The 16,256-nt window shown below is 72.3% G+C and carries 15 protein-coding genes; 2 read left to right on the top strand and 13 right to left on the bottom strand.

Translation table 11 applies throughout. The features are described from left to right. Positions 1–523 precede the first annotated feature (523 nt). Positions 524–1,801 carry a S53 family peptidase gene (locus VT52_RS14480; RefSeq protein WP_053055695.1) on the top strand — a complete coding sequence of 426 codons (1,278 nt, stop codon included), beginning with the start codon at positions 524–526 and terminating at the stop codon, positions 1,799–1,801. A gap of 145 nt (positions 1,802–1,946) precedes the next feature. Next, the gene (locus VT52_RS14475; RefSeq protein WP_046426945.1) at positions 1,947–2,366 is read left to right on the top strand and encodes an ASCH domain-containing protein; all 420 of its coding nucleotides are present in this window, start codon (positions 1,947–1,949) and stop codon (positions 2,364–2,366) included. A 104-nt stretch (positions 2,367–2,470) separates the two neighbouring features. Here the strand turns inward: VT52_RS14475 and VT52_RS14470 are convergent, their stop codons facing one another. The 13 genes from VT52_RS14470 to VT52_RS14410 form a co-directional block, all read right to left on the bottom strand. Beyond that, positions 2,471–3,580: a pyridoxal-phosphate-dependent aminotransferase family protein gene (locus VT52_RS14470; protein ID WP_046426943.1), complete on the bottom strand. Its 1,110-nt coding sequence runs from the start codon at positions 3,578–3,580 to the stop codon at positions 2,471–2,473. Beyond that, entirely contained in the window at positions 3,573–4,916 is a 1,344-nt protein-coding gene (locus VT52_RS14465) for an ATP-grasp domain-containing protein (RefSeq protein WP_046426941.1), read from the bottom strand. Before VT52_RS14465 ends, VT52_RS14470 begins: the two co-directional genes overlap by 8 nt. After that, the gene (locus VT52_RS14460) at positions 4,913–5,749 is read right to left on the bottom strand and encodes an alpha/beta fold hydrolase (RefSeq protein WP_046426939.1); all 837 of its coding nucleotides are present in this window, start codon (positions 5,747–5,749) and stop codon (positions 4,913–4,915) included. Before VT52_RS14460 ends, VT52_RS14465 begins: the two co-directional genes overlap by 4 nt. Before the next feature lie 19 nt (positions 5,750–5,768). Beyond that, complete coding sequence (locus VT52_RS14455; protein WP_053055692.1) at positions 5,769–6,620, bottom strand: class I SAM-dependent methyltransferase; 852 nt, start codon at positions 6,618–6,620, stop codon at positions 5,769–5,771. Positions 6,621–6,705: 85 nt separating this feature from the next. Then, entirely contained in the window at positions 6,706–7,989 is a 1,284-nt protein-coding gene (locus VT52_RS14450; protein WP_046426938.1) for an MFS transporter, read from the bottom strand. Between the two features lie 45 nt (positions 7,990–8,034). Further along, positions 8,035–9,033: a class I SAM-dependent methyltransferase gene (locus VT52_RS14445; RefSeq protein WP_046426936.1), complete on the bottom strand. Its 999-nt coding sequence runs from the start codon at positions 9,031–9,033 to the stop codon at positions 8,035–8,037. Then, positions 9,030–10,049 (bottom strand): GNAT family N-acetyltransferase, encoded by a 1,020-nt coding sequence (locus tag VT52_RS14440; RefSeq protein ID WP_046426934.1) that lies wholly within the window; start codon positions 10,047–10,049, stop codon positions 9,030–9,032. Before VT52_RS14440 ends, VT52_RS14445 begins: the two co-directional genes overlap by 4 nt. 6 nt (positions 10,050–10,055) lie before the next feature. Further along, on the bottom strand, positions 10,056–10,886 hold the full coding sequence (locus tag VT52_RS14435) for an isocitrate lyase/PEP mutase family protein (protein WP_046426931.1): 831 nt from the start codon (positions 10,884–10,886) through the stop codon (positions 10,056–10,058). A gap of 58 nt (positions 10,887–10,944) precedes the next feature. After that, the gene (gene aepY / locus VT52_RS14430) at positions 10,945–12,063 is read right to left on the bottom strand and encodes a phosphonopyruvate decarboxylase (protein ID WP_079175050.1); all 1,119 of its coding nucleotides are present in this window, start codon (positions 12,061–12,063) and stop codon (positions 10,945–10,947) included. After that, a complete protein-coding gene (locus tag VT52_RS14425; RefSeq protein ID WP_046426929.1) occupies positions 12,060–13,103 on the bottom strand; it encodes a PLP-dependent aminotransferase family protein in 1,044 nt (347 codons plus the stop codon). Before VT52_RS14425 ends, aepY begins: the two co-directional genes overlap by 4 nt. Beyond that, the gene (locus VT52_RS14420; RefSeq protein WP_079175049.1) at positions 13,100–14,416 is read right to left on the bottom strand and encodes a nucleotidyltransferase family protein; all 1,317 of its coding nucleotides are present in this window, start codon (positions 14,414–14,416) and stop codon (positions 13,100–13,102) included. The genes VT52_RS14425 and VT52_RS14420 overlap by 4 nt, the downstream gene beginning before the upstream one ends. Next, positions 14,376–15,332 (bottom strand): nucleoside-diphosphate kinase, encoded by a 957-nt coding sequence (locus VT52_RS37560; RefSeq protein WP_079175054.1) that lies wholly within the window; start codon positions 15,330–15,332, stop codon positions 14,376–14,378. The genes VT52_RS14420 and VT52_RS37560 overlap by 41 nt, the downstream gene beginning before the upstream one ends. A 34-nt stretch (positions 15,333–15,366) precedes the next feature. Continuing rightward, positions 15,367–16,254, bottom strand: a complete 888-nt coding sequence (locus VT52_RS14410; protein WP_046426925.1) for a GNAT family N-acetyltransferase — start codon at positions 16,252–16,254, stop codon at positions 15,367–15,369. Between the last annotated feature and the right edge of the window lie 2 nt (positions 16,255–16,256).

Raw genomic sequence — 16,256 nt, 5'->3', positions numbered from 1 at the left:
GCCGGCCGACGGTCTCGCGCCGGGCGGACATCAGCCGCGCGAGGGCCAGTTCGGGGGGCACCCCAAAGCACGTCGTCACACGTCCGCGGCGTGCGGTGGCCAACTGCCGCCGCACCGGGGCGTCCAGGACGCCGCACCCGCGCCCGCGCGGCACACCCGCCTCGCGGGCCACCTCCGCGGCCGTGCGGGAGCCGCGTTCGATGAGCGACGGACGGATCCGCGCCTCGTGGCGGGCGAACCCCACGGACATCAGAGGGCCGACGGTGGCGTCGTCCAGATCCATGGCCGTACGAGGTATCGGTCGACCCGGAAGCTCGGGCCAAGGTTTTACCAACTGCCCTTGTTCTCAACGGCAAACAGTCAATAACCTCAACCCCAGCCACCACTGACCGGGGTGGCGGATCCATCGACATGCCCAGAACCAGACTCCGGCCGGCCACCCCCAACGATGGGTTGTCATGCCTTTGACATGCCCACCGGCCGCTGCTCCGGAGTCGACCATCCCCCCACGGAGGGCAGTTTCTTGCATTCCCACCGCAGAAGGAACCGGATACGCCGCAGCGCTCCCGCGCTGCTGTCCGCGGCGGCACTGATCACCGGCGGCGTGGCCGTCGCCACGCAGACGTCGGCCTTCGCCACCACCCCCGCCGCCTCGCACGCGGCGACCACCTCCGCCACCTCCGCGGCCGCGCCGGCGCACACGCACCGACTGTGCTCGCAGCCGAGCAAGCCCGGCTACATGGCCTGCCAGTCGGTCGAGCGCACCGACATCGTCCAGCACAAGGCCCTCGGCCCCCACGACACCCCGCAGGGTTTTGGGCCGTCCGGCCTGGCCGCCGCCTACAACCTCCCGAAGGACGGCGGCAAGGGCCAGACGGTCGCGATCGTCGACGCCAACGACGACCCGAACGCCGAGAAGGACCTGGCGGCCTACCGCTCCCAGTACAACCTTCCCGAGTGCAGCACGGGCAACGGCTGCTTCAAGAAGATCGACCAGGACGGCGGCACCGACTACCCGGCACCGGACGCGGGTTGGGCCGGGGAGATCTCCCTGGACGTCGACATGGTCAGCGCGGCCTGCCCGCAGTGCAGCATCCTGCTGGTCGAGGCCAAGTCGGCGAACATGAACGACCTGGGCGCGGCCGTGAACCAGGCCGTCAAGCAGGGCGCCAAGTTCGTGTCCAACAGCTACGGCGGCAGCGAGGGGTCCGACGACACCACCGCGGACGACCAGTACTTCAAGCACCCCGGCGTCGCCATCACCGTCAGCTCCGGTGACAGCGGCTACGGCGTCGAGTACCCGGCGGCCTCGCAGTACGTGACGGCGGTCGGCGGGACCTCGCTGAAGAAGGACAGCAGCACCCGCGGCTACTCCGAGACCGTCTGGGGCACCTCGGCCGGCGGCAACGGCGCGGGCTCGGGCTGCTCGCAGTACGACGCCAAGCCGTCCTGGCAGAAGGACACCGACTGCGCGAAGCGCGCGGTCGCCGACGTCGCGTCCGTGGCCGACCCGGCCACCGGTCTCGCCGTCTACGACACCTACCAGGCCAGCGGCTGGAACGTGTACGGCGGCACCAGCGCCGCCGCGCCGTTCATCGCCGGTGTCTACGCCCTCGCCGGCGCCCCGGGTTCGGGCGACACCCCGGCGTCGTACCCCTACGCCCACCCGGACCAGCTGAACGACGTGACCAGCGGCTCGAACGGGTCCTGCGACGTCGCCTACCTGTGCCAGGCGGGCAAGGGCTACGACGGCCCGACGGGTCTCGGCACCCCGAACGGGACCGGGGCCTTCACCAAGTAGTCCGGATCCGATCCGGACCGCGTGAGCGCTCACGCCGGCCCGCCCTGCCCCCGCCGCGGGCCGGGCGGACCGGCGTTCCGTCTTTGGCGTCAACTCCATTGCGAGCCGCACGAGTTCGGAGGGTGCGTCAGGTACGCTCGGCCACATGAGTGCTGACGATCTCCCCAAGCTCGCCCTCGCCTTCCCGGGTCCGGAGCGCGATCGCGGGGTCGAGGCCATCATCAGCGGTCGCAAGACGGCCATGACGGCGCTGGTCGAGATCCTGGAGCAGATAGGGCAGCCCGTCCCAAAGGCCGGCCAGCGGTACGCGGTGCTCGACTCGGACGACCGTACGGCCGTCGTGATCGAGCTGACCGAGGCCCGGGTGATCCCGTTCGGCGAGGTGGACGACCGGTTCGCGCTGGACGAGGGCCGCGGCTACGCGAACGTCGAGGAGTGGGCCGCCGCCCACCGGGACTTCTTCCGCGGCGAGCAGGTGACCGAACTGCTCGGCTACACACCCGTCGTGGACGACGACGCCCTGATCGTGGCCGAACGCTTCCGCGTGGTCGACGCGGAGCGATAGGACCGAAGGAGAGGGCCCCGCCGGTCGACGCCCGGCGGGGCCCTCGCGGTCACGGCCGTTTCTCCAGACCGCCGCTCCGGGCCGCTGCTCCCGGTAGGTCGCCCCTACTCGCCGCGCGCCTTCGCCAGGTGCCGCACCGACTCCTCCAACGCCCCCTCCAGGTCCACCAGCCGGGGCATCGGGATCTCGCCCATGGTGGCGATGCGGAAGTGGGTCCGCGACAGCCGGCCCTGACCGGCGTAGATGACGTAGCCACGCCGTTTCAGCTCGTCGTGCAGCGCGGGATAGGTGACTCCGGTGGGCAGCTCCAGCGCCGTGACCGAGTTCGCGCGGTGCGGCGCTTCGATCAGGACCGGCAGGCCGAGCCGGGCGAACCCGGCGCGCACCACGGCCGCCCGCTCCCGGTACAGCCCGACGCGTGCCTCGTACCCGCCGGCGGTCTCGTACTCGGTGATCGCCTCGTCCAGCGCGTAGCACGTCTGGACCGCCGGGGTGAACGGGATGTCCCCGGCGCGCTGGGCCGCCAGTTGGGCCCCGGGGTCCAGGTAGACGCTGCGCCGGGGCGCAGCGTCTACCCGGTCGGCGCCCTTGGCGGTGGAGAGCAGCAGGAAGGAGACGCCGGGGATGCCGTGCAGCCCCTTGTTCGCCGTCCCGCAGACGATGTCGGCGCCGGCCTCGGCGAGACCGGGTGACTCGATGGCGGTCGAACTGATCGCGTCGACCAGGAAGACCGCTTCGTGATCACGGACGATCGCGCCGATCTCCGCGATCGGGTTGAGCATCCCGGTGGTCGTCTCGTGGTGCACGCACGCGACGGCGTCGATGCGCCCGTCCGAGCGCAGCCGCTCGGCGATGGCGCCCGGATCGACCGGTGCGGTCCATGGCGCCCGCACCACGACCGTCTCGATCCCGTGCGCCTCGGCCATGGACAGCAGCCGGGCGCCGTACACCCCGTTGTCGACGACCAGCAGCTTGCGTCCGGCGCGGACCGAGCCGATCACGGCCGTCTCCATGGCCGCCGTGCCGGACCCGGTGACCAGCACCGTCTCATGGGTGTCCGCCACGCCGAGGCACCGCGCCACCGAGGCGCGCAGTCGGCCGAGGAGATCCGCGAACTCCGGTTCGCGGTGGCACAGATCGCCCCGGAGCATGGCGGCGCGCACCGCCGGGGAGGTGCCCGCGGGGCCGGGGTTGAGCAGGACGAGGTCACTCATCGTCGCCCCAGTAGACCGGTGCCGGGATGGCTCCCTGGAGACCGTTGATCATCAGGTGGCCGTCACCCTTGATGCCGTAGCGGCGGACGGCGCCGACGAACTCGCCGTCCAGGACGTAGGAGCCGTAGACCACGGGGACGGTGAGTTCATGCAGGTCACCGGCTTCGTCCTGGAAGGACAGCGGCTTCGGGGTCGCCGTCATCAGCTCCTGGACGACCCAGGGGCGCTCGGCGGTGGCCGCCTGCTCGATCAGGGCGGACCACTCGGCGTCGGCGAGTTCGCGGCCGATGAGGACGTCCCGGCCCTTCTCCCCCAGCGCGGGCTTGATCACCAGGCGGTGCCGGTTGCGCAGGGACCAGTCGAGCAGGTCGACGCGCTCGCCGCGCCAGAGGGTGTGGCGCTCGGTGAGCCGCCGGGTCCAGGGCACCGCCTCGGTCAGGCCGGCGGCGAGGGAGGGCGGCAGTTCGCCGGTGAACTCCTCGTCGGAGAGCATGGCGAGGGTCGCCTTGGTGGCCAGGATCTCCCCCCACAGCCCGGTGACGGACCTCAGCGCGCCGGCGCGGGCGGCGGCGGAGATCCGGCCCAGCTCGGCCATGTGGTGCGGGTTCTCCGCGTCCGGCAGGAAGTAGCGGTGGACCAGTGCGATGCGTGTGCCCTGGTGCCAGGCGGCGCCCTCGCGGATCTCGATGTCCTCCATGTGCACGGAGCGCGCGGTCAGGCCGTGCCGGGCCAGCTCCAGCACCAGGGAGCGGTAGTGCCAGTTGTCGAAGTGGTCGTCGCCGGCCGCCTCGTCGGCGAAGTACGTGAGGGCGATCAGGCCGTCCTCGTGCGTCATGTGCCGGCGCAGGACGTCCGCGAAGCGGCCCATGAGATAGCGGGGTTCGCCGCACGAGCCGAACTCCGGCCTGAGGACGTCCGCCTGGTGGGCGCGCAGCAGCATGTCGTTGAGCGGGAACAGGCCGGCCAGGGAGCCCGCGTTGACGTCGACGATGACGCAGCGCTCGGGTCCGGTGCCGTCGGTGGTGCCGAGGATCATGTCGGGACGGCCGATGAGGTGCCAGTCCCGCGCGGGCAACGACTCCCACATCGGGACGAGTTGCTCGGGCAGTCCCAGGGCCTTGGCCATCCGTCCGGCGTCACCGTCGTGCCGGTCGATGAACGCCTCGACGCCGCGCCGGAAGACCGCCCAGGTGCGGGACATCTGCCCGAAGGTCGCCGTGGACAGCCGGGCGGCCGACAGGGCGAACCGGAAGGGTACCGGCACCGCGTCCAACTCGGCGGTCACGGACGACAGTTGTGCCGGGGTGAGCGTGCGGGGCGTGAGCAGTCCGGTCACCGTGCCGCCCCCGCGAGGAAGGTGCGGGCCTTCTGGAGGAACTCCTCGGGACGCTCCATGGTGATCATGTGGCCCAGGTCGGCGATGTACTCGGCGCTCGCACCGGGGATGTCACGCGCGAGGCGCTCGCCGATCTCGATGGCGTCCGGCTGGTCCATGCCGCCGATCAGGACGAGCGTGGGCACCCGGATGGAGCCGAGCCGTTCGGCCGCGTTGGGCACGAGTTCGAGCTCATCGGGCTCGTTGCCGGTCTCCGCGACCGTCCTGCGCCTGCGGTCGTAGCCCGCGGTGGCGGTGACCCGCAGCCGCGCGATCAGCGTCGGGTCCATGTCCGCGAGCGTGCGCTTGGGGCCGGCCACCCAGCTGCCGAGGCTGATGTCGAGGGCCTTGTCGTCGTCGCCGGCCCAGATGAGGTCCTCCTCGGCCATCCGGTTGGTGTTCACCTCGTCGGTCCACGCGTGCTCCCGGCTGACCGGCGCGGCCAGCAGCAGGGAGCGGACCCTGGCGGGGTGCAGCACCGCGAACTCCACGGCGATCCGGCCGCCGAAGGACGGGCCGATCACATGGGCGCGTTCGATGCCGAGGTGGTCGAGGAGCGCGGCGAGGTCGTCGGCGGACTGGTACGGCTGGTCCGGGTATCCGGAGCGGCCGAAGCCCCGGCAGTCGTAGCGGACCACCGTGTACTCCCGTGCCAGCTCCTCGAACTGGCCGTCCCAGATGGTGGTGTTGCCGTTGCCGGTGTGCAGCAGGACCACGGCGTCGCCGGAGCCCGCGCGTTCGTAGTAGAGCTCCGTGCCGTTGACGGGTGCGAAGCCGGTCTCGTGGTTCGTCATGTTCTCTCCTCGTGCTGGCTCAGCCGCGGGCGGCGGTCAGCGCGCCGGTCAGCGGGGTGGAAGGCAGGGCGACGGTCTCGCCGTAGCCGGCGGCGCGGATCTCCACCAGAAGGTCCTCCTGGGTCAGGGAGCTGCCGCCGTTGACCGCGGTGACCAGGTCGGACATCGCGTTGACGATGGGGAGTTCGGAGTCGGCGGCGAACGTGGTGGCGATCACCCAGCCGCCGGGCCGCAGCACCCGGCGCACCGCTTCGAGCGCCTTGGGGATCGCGTCGGGGGACATGAAGCTCAGCGGCAGCCAGGCCAGGTCGTAGACCGCGTCGTCGGCGAGGTCGGTGACATCGCCGTGGCGCAGTTCGACCCGGTCGGCGCAGCCCGCACCGTCGACGACGGTGCGGGCGAGGCCGAGCACCCGTTCCATCCGGTCCACGCCGACGACCCGGGCGCGGGGCCAGCGTTCGGCGATGCGGACCGCGAGCTGGCCGGTGCCCACGCCGACATCGAGGAAGACGGCGCCCGACCGCTCGGCGACGCCGGTGAGGCCGAGGACGGGGGCGGCCTCGTCGACGATCCAGTCGGCGACCTGGCGCGAGCCGCGTCCCTGGGCGAGCAGGACCTCGTCGGGCATGTCGCCCCAGCCCTTGGTGGGGCCCTCGGCGAACGCCGCGGCCTGGGCGAGCTGGCTGGTCAGGGCGGCGGCGAACTCCGGATCGTGGGAGCCGACCGGCAGCCCGGACAGGGTGAGCGCCCGCTCCACGGCGGCGCGCTGCTGCGGGCTCAGGTCGTCGCGGCCCTGTGCGGCGTAGGCGGCGACGGCCCAGGCCGCGTCGACCAGTCTGCTGAGTTCGAACTGCATCTGTGCACCGAGCATGATGCTGCCTCCTTGGGCATCAAACCGAGTCGATTCGAGCCGGGCCGGGCCGGACGGGGTCCGGCCGGGCCCGGTCCGGGCCGTGTCAGACCGTGGTCTCGGCCGGCTCGTTCTCCACCGCCGCGGGCCGGGAGGAGAAGGTCGAGCCGCCGCGCACCAGCAGCGGCAGCGGGGCCGCGACCAGCACGATGAAGGCGCTGACGATGAGCATGTCGCGCGTTCCGATGCTGGCGGCGACGACACCGGCCGCCGCGTAGCCGAGCGGCATCAGGCCCTGGCTGCCCAGCCAGTCCAGGGCCATCACACGGCCGAGGACCCGGTCGGGAACGTCCTGCTGGAGGGCGGTCATCCACAGGATGGAGAAGACGGTGACGCCGACGCCGGCGATCGCCCAGCAGATGAGGACGCCGGCCAGCGGCAGGACGGCGAGCGAGCCGACCGAGCCGAAGATGGTGAAGATGCCGCAGACGGCGACGGTGCCCGGACGCCTGGTGCGGATCTTTCCGCCGACGATCGAGCCGATGATGGAGCCGACGCCGAGGGCGGCGAACGCACCGCCGTAGGCGGCGGATCCACCGAGGCTCTTCTCGGCGACGATCGGGGCGGCGAGGAAGGCGGGGGCCACGCAGAAGGTCATGACGACGGTCGCCATGCCGATGGAGGCGCCCACCCAGGGGCGGGAGCGGATCTCCCGGATGCCCTCGTTGAAGTCGCGCAGACCGCGCCGGACGATGCCGCCGGCCTCCTCCTCGTCCGGGGACTCGTCACGCGCGTCGGCGGCGTCGGTCTCCTTGATGAACACGAGGGTGGCGAGGCTGGCGGCGAAGGTGCCGACGTCGATCCACAGCGCGGGCCCCGGGCCCACACCGGCGATCACGAGGCCGGCCAGGGTCGGTCCTGCCACCATGGAGACGTACTGGGACAGGGCGCTGAGCGCGTTGCCGCCCTGGAGCGCCTCCTCCGGCAGCAGTCGCGGGGGCACGGCGCTGTAGGCGGGCAGGAACAGGCCCTCGGCGATGCCGATGGCGATCACGAGGACCATGAAGACGGCCGTGTTCAGGTGCACCGGCGCGATCGCGATGGCGGCGACGCCGACGGCGCGCACCACGTCCGCGCCGATCATCACCCGGGTGCGCCGCCAGCGGTCGCCGATGGAGGCCGCGAGCACGGTGCCCACGGCCAGCGCGATGCCCTGCACCGCGAGGACCACGCCGAGCCCGGTGGCGCCGGCGTCTCTGTCCAGGACGACCATCGCCAGGATGATCGGGAACATGGCGTTGCCGATGGAACTCAGGGACTGCCCGGTCCACAGGAAGGCGAAGTCCCGGTGTTTGAGCGGCAGGAACATGCTGGGCTTGGGATCCGTCATGTACTCGATCTCTCAGGGGGGTCGGTTCGTCGGAGCGGTGGTGCGTCAGAGCGGCCGTGCGGCGGTGAGACAGGTGAAATGCGGTGGGGCGCTGGGGAGTTCGACGGTACGGGTACCGGTGAGGCCGGCCTCGGCGAGCCAGTCCGTCACCTCCGCCCGGGAGTACATGGCGCCGCTGCTGGTACGGGCGGCCAGGAACAGGGCGTACTGGGCGCGCACCGGGTTCGTCTCGTACGGTCCGGAGCCGAGGATGTCGATGACGGCGAGGGTTCCGCCGGGCTTGACGGCGGCGGCCGCCCGGTGCACCAGGCGCTCGGCGTCGCCGGCGGTCTCCAGGTGCAGGATGTTGCCGAGGATCACCAGGTCGTGGGCGGCGTCGGGCAGGTCGACGTCGAAGTAGCTGCCCTCCAGCGTGGAGACGCGGGCCTCGACACCGGCCTCGGCCGCGTTGTGCCGCAGTCCTTCGAGGACCGGCGGCAGGTCCACCGCGGTGACCTGTGCCCCGGGCATCCGGGTGGCGACGGCGAGGCTCCACACGCCGGAGCCGGCGCCGAGGTCGAGCACGGAGCGGGCGCCCCGGCCGAGGCCGTAGGGCCCCCGCTCCAGCGCCTCTGCCAGTTCGGCAGCCGCGTCCGGGTACATGTGCCCGAGGCCCTGGGCGACCTGGGCGTAGTGGCGGCCCCGCTCCTCCAGGGTGCCGTCCATGGACAGCAACGGCTCGCCGGAGACCAGCAGTTCGGGCAGGTGGTCGAAGAGGTTCAGGTGCAGGTCGACACCGCCGGGGGCGTTGCGGGCGCGCTCGGCCAGTTCGGGCGAGGCCTGGTAGCGCCCGTCGGCGTGGACGGCCGCGCCGCTGTGCACGAGGACATTGAGGGTGAGGCGGGTGGCGAGCGGGTCCAGCTTGAGGTCGGTCGCGAACTCCTCGGCGGTCGCGGCCCGTTCGAGCAGTGCCGCGAGGAGACCGGCGCGCCTGGCGCCGAGGACCGCGAGCACGGGTATGCCCTGGTCGAAGACATCGGCGAGCGCGGAGGCCGGCTTCGTCATGAGAAATCCCTTCGATCTTCCGAGTCGCACATCCAGGAGACGAGCTCGACTGGTTCCGCCCCGAGGCGCTGCTTCCACACCGGGTTGGTCCGGCCCAGCTCGATGACCTCGCAGCCCTGGGACACCGCGTAGTCGACGGAGAGGTCCAGCAGCACGAGGTACGGGCTGAAGTGGCCGCGCACCTCGCTCTCCACGCCGATGGCCCAGTTGTGCAGGGTCCGGCCGTCCATGAAGGACACCGAGGCGGCGACCACGTGCCCCGCGTCCTCCAGTGTGAAGACGCACGCGGGCCCGCCGACGTTGGTCAACAGCGCGGCCAGCGGCCCCTGTTCGTAGTAGCCGGGGTTGTAGCGGTCGGCGGTCAGCTTGAGGAGCCGGCAGGCGTCCGCGACGACCCGCTCGGGCAGCGGGTCGCGGTAGACGTGTCCGGTGATCCCGGCCCTGGCCGCCAGGCGGAGCTGCCGGCGCGCGTCCTGCCGTACCCGGCCGGGCAGGCGTTCGAGGTGCTCGGCGAAGCTGCCGACGGCCGTCAGGGGCATGCGGAAGCGGTGGTTGCGCGGCACCCGTCGGGCCCTGCTCTCCATGAGCGGGGTGAGCGGGGAGTCCAGCGCCATGTTGATGAACCCGAACTCGGCCGCGCCCCACTCACGGGCCTGCGCCCGCATCGCTTCCCACAGGGGCTCGACCAGTTCCTTCTCCGCGTGGCGCAGGGGCAGCCGGGTGTCGTAGCAGTGCCAGAAGTGGCTCACCGCCCAGGGCGGGCCCTCCACGGTCCGTGTCCCGAACGGGTCCCGGGCCGGCACCAGGTACAGCGGCATGACCGCGGTCAGGTCCTCGCCGGAGCCGACGGTGAGGTAGCGGACGTCCAGGGTGGGCTGCAGCGGGCTCGCGGCGTACGAGGTGAGCAGCGCGGACCGGTAGAAGACGGGTGCGCCCGCGGCGGTGACCACGGTGTCCCAGCCGTGCGGGTCCGGGATCCGGGTGTGGGAGGAGATCCGTATGCCTGTGGCCGGCATCGGAGGCTAGCCCACTCGCTCGTCGGTCATGCGCAGCACCCGCTCCACCGGGGCGATGTCCTGCTCGACGGCGGAGAGCAGGCACTCGCCCCGCAGGGTCCCGAGCATGGTGGGGAGCGTCGCCAGCATGCGGCGCACGACGACGTTGGCGAAGAGCACGGTCGTCGCGCCGTACTCGGCGAACGTCTCCAGCGGTACCTCCGGCAGCGAGGTGGGCGCGAGCGTGATCGGGAGCAGTCCGCGGACCTGTTCGAGGACGGGGAAGAGCTGGTCCTTGCACTTCTTGTTGACCTGCACGAACAGCCCGTCCACGCCGGTCTCGGCGTAGCGGCGCAGGCGGCGGACCGCCTCGTCGACGCCGAGCCCGGCCACGAGCGCCTCGCAGCGGGCGACGATGCGCAGGTCCTTGCGCTCGGCGGTCACCCGCTCCAGGCGGCGGGCGAACTCCTCGGTGTCCATGAGGTCGCGGGACTCGTCGGCGGCGAGCGAGTTGCGCTTGGGGAAGACGTTGTCCTCGATGACGACGGTGTGGGCGCCTGCGTCCTCGAAGGCGCGGATCGCGCGGGCGGCGGTCAGGTCGCTGCCGTAGCCGTTGTCGGCGTCGACGAAGACGGGCAGGCTGGTGGCCGCGCGGACCTCGCGGATGACGGAGGTCATCTCGGTCGGGGTGAGCAGGTTGCGGTCGGGTATCGCGAAGCGCGAACAGACCTCCAGGCTGCCGAGCCACAGCAGGTCGAAGCCGGCGCTCTGCACCATCCGCGCGGTGAGCGCGTCGTGGACGCCGACGCCGATGGCGGTGGCGGTGGTCGGCCTCAGGGCGGTGTCGTGCACGGTCATGGTCTCAGGTCCTTCGGGTGGGGTGTCCGGTGGTGCCGTGGTGGGTGGGCTACGGCGCTCAGCCGGCGGCCGCGGTCATGAAGCGGGCGCGGATCGCGTCGGGTTCCAGGCTGGCCGTCGCCCGTGGGGGCGCGGCGCCCGCGCCGGCCGTCGTCTCGATGACGAGCAGGGCGGGTCCGGGCTGCGAACCGACGTGCTCCAGCACGGGTTCGAGGTCGCCGAGGGAGGTGACGCGGCCGCCCCAGCGGTAGCCGCTCGCGCGGGCGACGTCCTCGAAGCGGGTGCGGGCCCCCGCGGTGGGCTGGCCGCCGGTCGATTCGTACTGCTGGTTGTCCAGGACGACGTGGACGAGGTTGCCGGGGGCCTGGGCGCCGACGGTGCCGAGCGCGCCCATGTGCATCAGGCAGGCGCCGTCGCCGTCGAGCACGAACACCCGCCGGTCGGTGCGGGCCAGTGCCAGACCGAGGCCGAGGGAGAGCGCGTGGCCCATGGAGCCCTGCATGTAGAAGTTGCCGGGCCGGTCGGCGCCCGCGAACAGCCAGCGGGAGGTGAACCCCGTTGTGGAGACGACGAGTTCGTCGCGGAGCAGGGCGCCGAGCGCGGCCACCACGTCCTGGGTGCCCGGTCGCCGGGAGGTCTCGGTGGCCTCCTCGGCGGGGGCCGGCTTCCGCATCACACCGCGGGGGACGACGAGCGCGGCGGTGCGTCCGGTCCGGACCGCGCCGAGGGCCGCGTCGAGGGTCGCGCCCAGTTCGGCCGGTTCCGGTGAGAGCTGCCAGTTCGGCACCCGGAGCGCGTCGAGCAGCGGGACGGTGGCGGCGCCCATGAGCCGGTGCTGGGGCTCGTCGGCCGGGCCGTCCGGGTCGCCCCGGTGGCTGACGAACATCAGGACACCGATGTCATACGGCGCGGACAGTGAGGTGAGGGGGTTGACCAGGTTGCCGAGGCCCGAGTTCTGGAGCAGTACGGCGCCCGGCGTCCCGGCGAGGGAGAAGCCGCAGGCGGTGGCGAAGGCCGCACCCTCGTTGGCGCAGGCCACATAGCGGCCGTCCTGCTGGAGCAGCGGTATCAGACCGGCGAAGTAGGAGCAGGGGACGCCCGCGAAGCGGTCGACGCCCCGGTCGCGCAGCGCCCGGTCGAGGAGGTCCGCGGGCAGCGCTGGAGTCGTGTTCGTCATGTGTGTCCCTGACATCGGAGCCGGAGTGCGGTGCGGGGTGAACGGGCCACCGCGTCGGCGAAGCGGACCGCCCCGGCGGCGCCGACCCCGAAGAACGTGGCACGCAGGGCGGGCAGGCCGGCTTCGAAGTGACGGGCGGCCACGGCCTTGAACCCCTCCTCGTGGAACGCTTCGAGCGCGGACTCCTCCAGCTGCTCGGCGGTGGGCGCGGGGGCCTCGCCGGCGCGCGGGTCCAGCGGGATCAGCGCGTTGGGTCCGTCGAAGGCGGGGAACTCGATGCCGTGCGCGGTGGCCAGCCGTTCCCTGAACGCGTCCTTGGCGGCCTCCACTCCGGCCAGCGGTCCGTTCCGGAGCAGGTCGAGTCCGCCGTCCCGGAGGAACAGTCCCCAGGCCCGCTGCCAGACCGGCGAGGGCGGGGTGCCCAGCAGCTCCGGGAACGCCTCCTCGAAGCAGCCGGGTCCGGCCATCCAGCCGAGGCGGGCGCCGACGCCCCGCAGCTTGTGCAGGGTGCCGGCGCTGTCGGCCCCGGCGGGGGTGCCGGCGTGCCCGCAGAACCAGGCGTACGTCTCGTTGACCACGACGCGGTGGCCCTCGGCGGCCAGCTCGGTCACGCGGTCGCGCTCCTGGCCGGTCAGGGTGCGGCCGTCCGGGTTGCGTCCGGGCGAGGTGAGCCACAGCACCGTGTCCCGGGGGTCGCCGCCGAACCCGCCCTTGAGCAGTTCGTCCCAGGAGGCCCGGGTCACCTGGGCTCCGGCGCTCGCGAGGACGGGCACGACGCCCGGATAGCCGGGCCTCTCCAGCACCACGTGTCCGAAGCGCCGGGCGTAGGTGAGGGCCGTCGCGCGCAGACTGGCGGTGATCGTCAACTGTTCTGCGGGCAGACCCAGTTGGCCGGCGAGCGTCTCCCGCAGGACCTCGTCGCCCTGCGGGGCGGGTACGGTCCACAGGTCGGTCTGCCGGGCCGCCCGGCCGACCCGGTCGGCCCACAGCCGGGTGGCCTCGTCCGGCCAGGGCGCGGGGGATCCACTGAGGTCGATCACGCCGGTCCTGCCGTGAGCCGGTGGGCGAGCGCGAGGCTCTCCCGGCTGATCTCGCCCCAGACGGTGGGGACGAGGACGTCCCGGCCGTACCGGACGGCCCAGGCGTTCGCGCCGCCGAACAGGGTCATCCCGGCGGCGAGTTCGACGCTCGTCACCTCCGCGGGCGGCCCGTCGGCGGCCGCCCCGGCCAGGGTCTCCCACACCTCGCGCGGCACCAGCCGCCAGCAGCGGCCCCGACCCGGCTCGCCGGGAGCGGCGGCGCCGTCCGGGTCCGCGACGCGCGGGCCGAGGTCGGCGGAGAAGTAGTGGCGCGCGGAGTCCGCGACGGCGGTCGCCGCGGTGTCGTCGGCGCCGCGGGCGCGCTCGTCCTCGTAGGCCAGGGCGGCGAACGCCTCGGCCCGCGCCTCGGGTCCCGGCGGGGTCAGCTCCAGGCCGGTCTCCTCCCCCAGGTCCGGGGGCAGGACGGCGGCGCTCTCCGGGTAGGCCCGGCGGACCGCGTCGACCACCCGGGCGAGGGCGCCCTGGGCGCGCACCGAGCGGCACAGCTCGCTCACCGACACCCAGTCCGGGGTGGTGTGACTGATCAGGGCGTGCAGGTCGTTGACGTCCTTGACGGACAGCATCTGGTCGCACAGGGCGTGCGCGGCGGTGATCGCGACGGAGGTCTCGACACCGGGGACGGTGGCCGGCCGCCCGAGGGCGGTGCCGGCGCGCCAGCCGACCAGCGGCAGCAGTCCCGCGTGGCCCACCGAGAAGGCGCCGATGTGCAGGTCGACGCGGGCGTCCGGGTTCTTGTTGTCCGGGTGGACGAGGGAGACCTGGCCGTACACGACGCCGTTGTCGTGCCACTTGAGCCAGGGCATCTCGTCGGTGTCGTAGACCCAGTCGCGCTCGCGCAGCCAGTCGACCAGCGGCCGGGCGGCGGCCCACTGCGGGAACTGGACGTCGACGTCGCCCAGGTGCCGCAACCCGGGGCGGGGATAGACCGACTGGGCGCACAGCCCCTTGATGATGCGTCCGCCGAACTCCGCCACGGCGTCGACGACTTCGCGCATCTTCGGGGCGGCTTCGGCCTGCCAGGTGTCGTCCTGGCGGACCTCCTCGGCGAGGAGTTCGTACAGCCGGTTCGCCCAGGGGGATCCGGTGTGGCCGGCGAGCGCGGCGTGCGCGAGCCGGGTGACCTTCGAGCGGGAGAGGATCGCGTACAGATCCTCGGCGGAGATCTGGCCGTCCAGCGTGTTCAGCGCGGTGGCGACGGTCGGGGACGGCGGCTCAGTCCGTCCCAAGGTCATGATCGCGGTCTGCGTGTCCATGCGCGCCTTTCGTGGTGAGGACGGGCTCGAAGTACTGCGAGGTGGTCAGGACCGCGGTCTCCCAGGAGTCGCACGCGCAGCCGTGGCGCCGGAGCACGAGGTCCACCTCGGCCAGGTCCCAGGGGGCCGCGCTCGGGTCGAAGGGGTGCGCGAGGACGGCTAGCAACGGGTGCCCGGCGGCCTCCGGGCGGACCAGGCCGGCGAGCCGGCGGCCGGCGTCCGGGCGGGCGAGTTCGCCGCGGGCGGTCAACCGCTCGGCGAGGGCCCGTCCTTCGTCGCTGAGATCGGTCCACAGCGCGGAGACGATACGGCCGCGCAGCGCGCCGAGGACGGCGACGTGGTCGCGGGACTCCTCGGGCTGGGTCCGGGCGAGCACCGAGAGGTAGCCGTCGAACGTCCCGGCGTCGTGGAATGCCGCGAGCGGTTCGGGGCCGAGTATCGCGGCCGATTCCCGGGCGGCGTTCGCGGGGCTGTCCGACAGATGGAGCAGGCTCAGAATGGCGTTCACCGAGCCGACCTCGTGCCGGATCGAGCCGGGACGCGTTCTGGGCGGCGTGCCGCCTTTGATCTCGTGGAGAACGGCGTACCGTTCGTCCGCACCGCGGGACACTTCGTCGCGCAGCCGCAGGGCCACCGACGGTCCGAGTGAGAAGAGGGCGTCGAGGGCCCGATAGCGGAAAGTGCTTCCGGCACCGACGTTCTGAATCTCGGCAATGGCGTCGATCTGCTGGGCGGTCACTCGCACCGCACGCCATCCGACCGGCTTGAATCCCGCGACCGCGAGATGACCGAGTACGGCGCCGACTCGCTGTTCACGCAGACTGTCCGGACTGATCAGGCAGAACGCGTGAGTTTGCCAGACCGATTCGTCGAAAGACTGTCCTTCTTGAATGGCCCGTTCGTCTTCGATTGTCATGGGGCCTTTCCCTGTATATACGAGTCGAGGAACCCTAAAAGTGCCCGTCAAGGCGCAGAGCGGCGCCGTACAAAGGGGCGGCGACGCATCCTCGGAGTTGCTTGGCCTCCCAGGAACCGAGGCCGTAGGGAATGATCCGGACGCCCCGCTCGGGTGCCAGCTCGATGGGCTTGTAGAACAGCGTGGCGAAATAGGTGAGCCGGGAGTTCGGGTCGGTGTAGTCGGCGCCGGCGAGCGTGGGCATCCATGTTTCGCCGTCCTGGACGAAGACGCCGAATCCCAGGGTCTTTCCCTGGCGTTCGGCCGTGACGACGGTGATCTCGTCGTCGTCGAAGCAGGACCGCAGCCGGCGGATCATCGACGCCTCTTTGGCGGGGTCGGCACTCCCCCCGTACTTGACGACCAGCCGGCAGCGCAGCTCGACCAGCTCCGGCTCGTCGTCCCGCAGGGTGCGGGTGGCCACCCGCACCTCGGCCTCCTGGAGGGCGCGCAGCTCACGGCGCACGCGCACCCGGCGGCGCGAGGACAGGGTGTCCATGTAGCCGGCGAAGTCGGACCAGGTGACATGGAGGTCGCAGCGGGCCGCGAACTCCACGACCGGCCAGTCCGCCGCGCGCAGGGCGTTCGTGAGCGGCGCGGCCTCCGGCGTGAGGTACTCGAAGGCGATGCCGCGCAGTCCCTGCTCGCCGGCCCATCGCCGCAGCCGCTCCAGCAGGACGGCGCAGGCCACCTCGTCCTTCGCGAGCCCGCCCACCGGAAGCGCCTCGTAGTGCGGCATCAGCACCAGCAGGCAGGGATAGACGTCCTCGGGTGCGAGGTCCCGCCACGGGTGGGGGCCGTCGGTGGCGAGCCCCTGATAGGCCGAGGCCCCGGAGAATATCGAATACGGATCGATGCGGGTATTCGGTGAGGGACCCGTCATGA

The sequence above is a fragment of the Streptomyces malaysiense genome, from assembly GCF_000980885.2.
In the GTDB taxonomy this organism is placed as follows: domain Bacteria; phylum Actinomycetota; class Actinomycetes; order Streptomycetales; family Streptomycetaceae; genus Streptomyces; species Streptomyces malaysiense.
Note: the sequence above shows the minus strand (reverse complement) of the source record. Positions and strands in the feature narration are given on the sequence as shown.

Bases quoted from the DNA above. Each gene is read 5' to 3' on its own strand.
- VT52_RS14435 (WP_046426931.1), bottom strand. From the start codon at position 10,886: ATGACCGTGCACGACACCGCCCTGAGGCCGACCACCGCCACCGCCATC.
- VT52_RS37560 (WP_079175054.1), bottom strand. From the start codon at position 15,332: ATGACAATCGAAGACGAACGGGCCATTCAAGAAGGACAGTCTTTCGAC.
- VT52_RS14420 (WP_079175049.1), bottom strand. From the start codon at position 14,416: ATGGACACGCAGACCGCGATCATGACCTTGGGACGGACTGAGCCGCCG.
- VT52_RS14450 (WP_046426938.1), bottom strand. From the start codon at position 7,989: ATGACGGATCCCAAGCCCAGCATGTTCCTGCCGCTCAAACACCGGGAC.
- aepY (WP_079175050.1), bottom strand. From the start codon at position 12,063: ATGACGAACACGACTCCAGCGCTGCCCGCGGACCTCCTCGACCGGGCG.
- VT52_RS14470 (WP_046426943.1), bottom strand. From the start codon at position 3,580: ATGAGTGACCTCGTCCTGCTCAACCCCGGCCCCGCGGGCACCTCCCCG.
- VT52_RS14440 (WP_046426934.1), bottom strand. From the start codon at position 10,049: ATGCCGGCCACAGGCATACGGATCTCCTCCCACACCCGGATCCCGGAC.
- VT52_RS14445 (WP_046426936.1), bottom strand. From the start codon at position 9,033: ATGACGAAGCCGGCCTCCGCGCTCGCCGATGTCTTCGACCAGGGCATA.
- VT52_RS14410 (WP_046426925.1), bottom strand. From the start codon at position 16,254: ATGACGGGTCCCTCACCGAATACCCGCATCGATCCGTATTCGATATTC.
- VT52_RS14460 (WP_046426939.1), bottom strand. From the start codon at position 5,749: ATGACGAACCACGAGACCGGCTTCGCACCCGTCAACGGCACGGAGCTC.
- VT52_RS14455 (WP_053055692.1), bottom strand. From the start codon at position 6,620: ATGCTCGGTGCACAGATGCAGTTCGAACTCAGCAGACTGGTCGACGCG.
- VT52_RS14475 (WP_046426945.1), top strand. From the start codon at position 1,947: ATGAGTGCTGACGATCTCCCCAAGCTCGCCCTCGCCTTCCCGGGTCCG.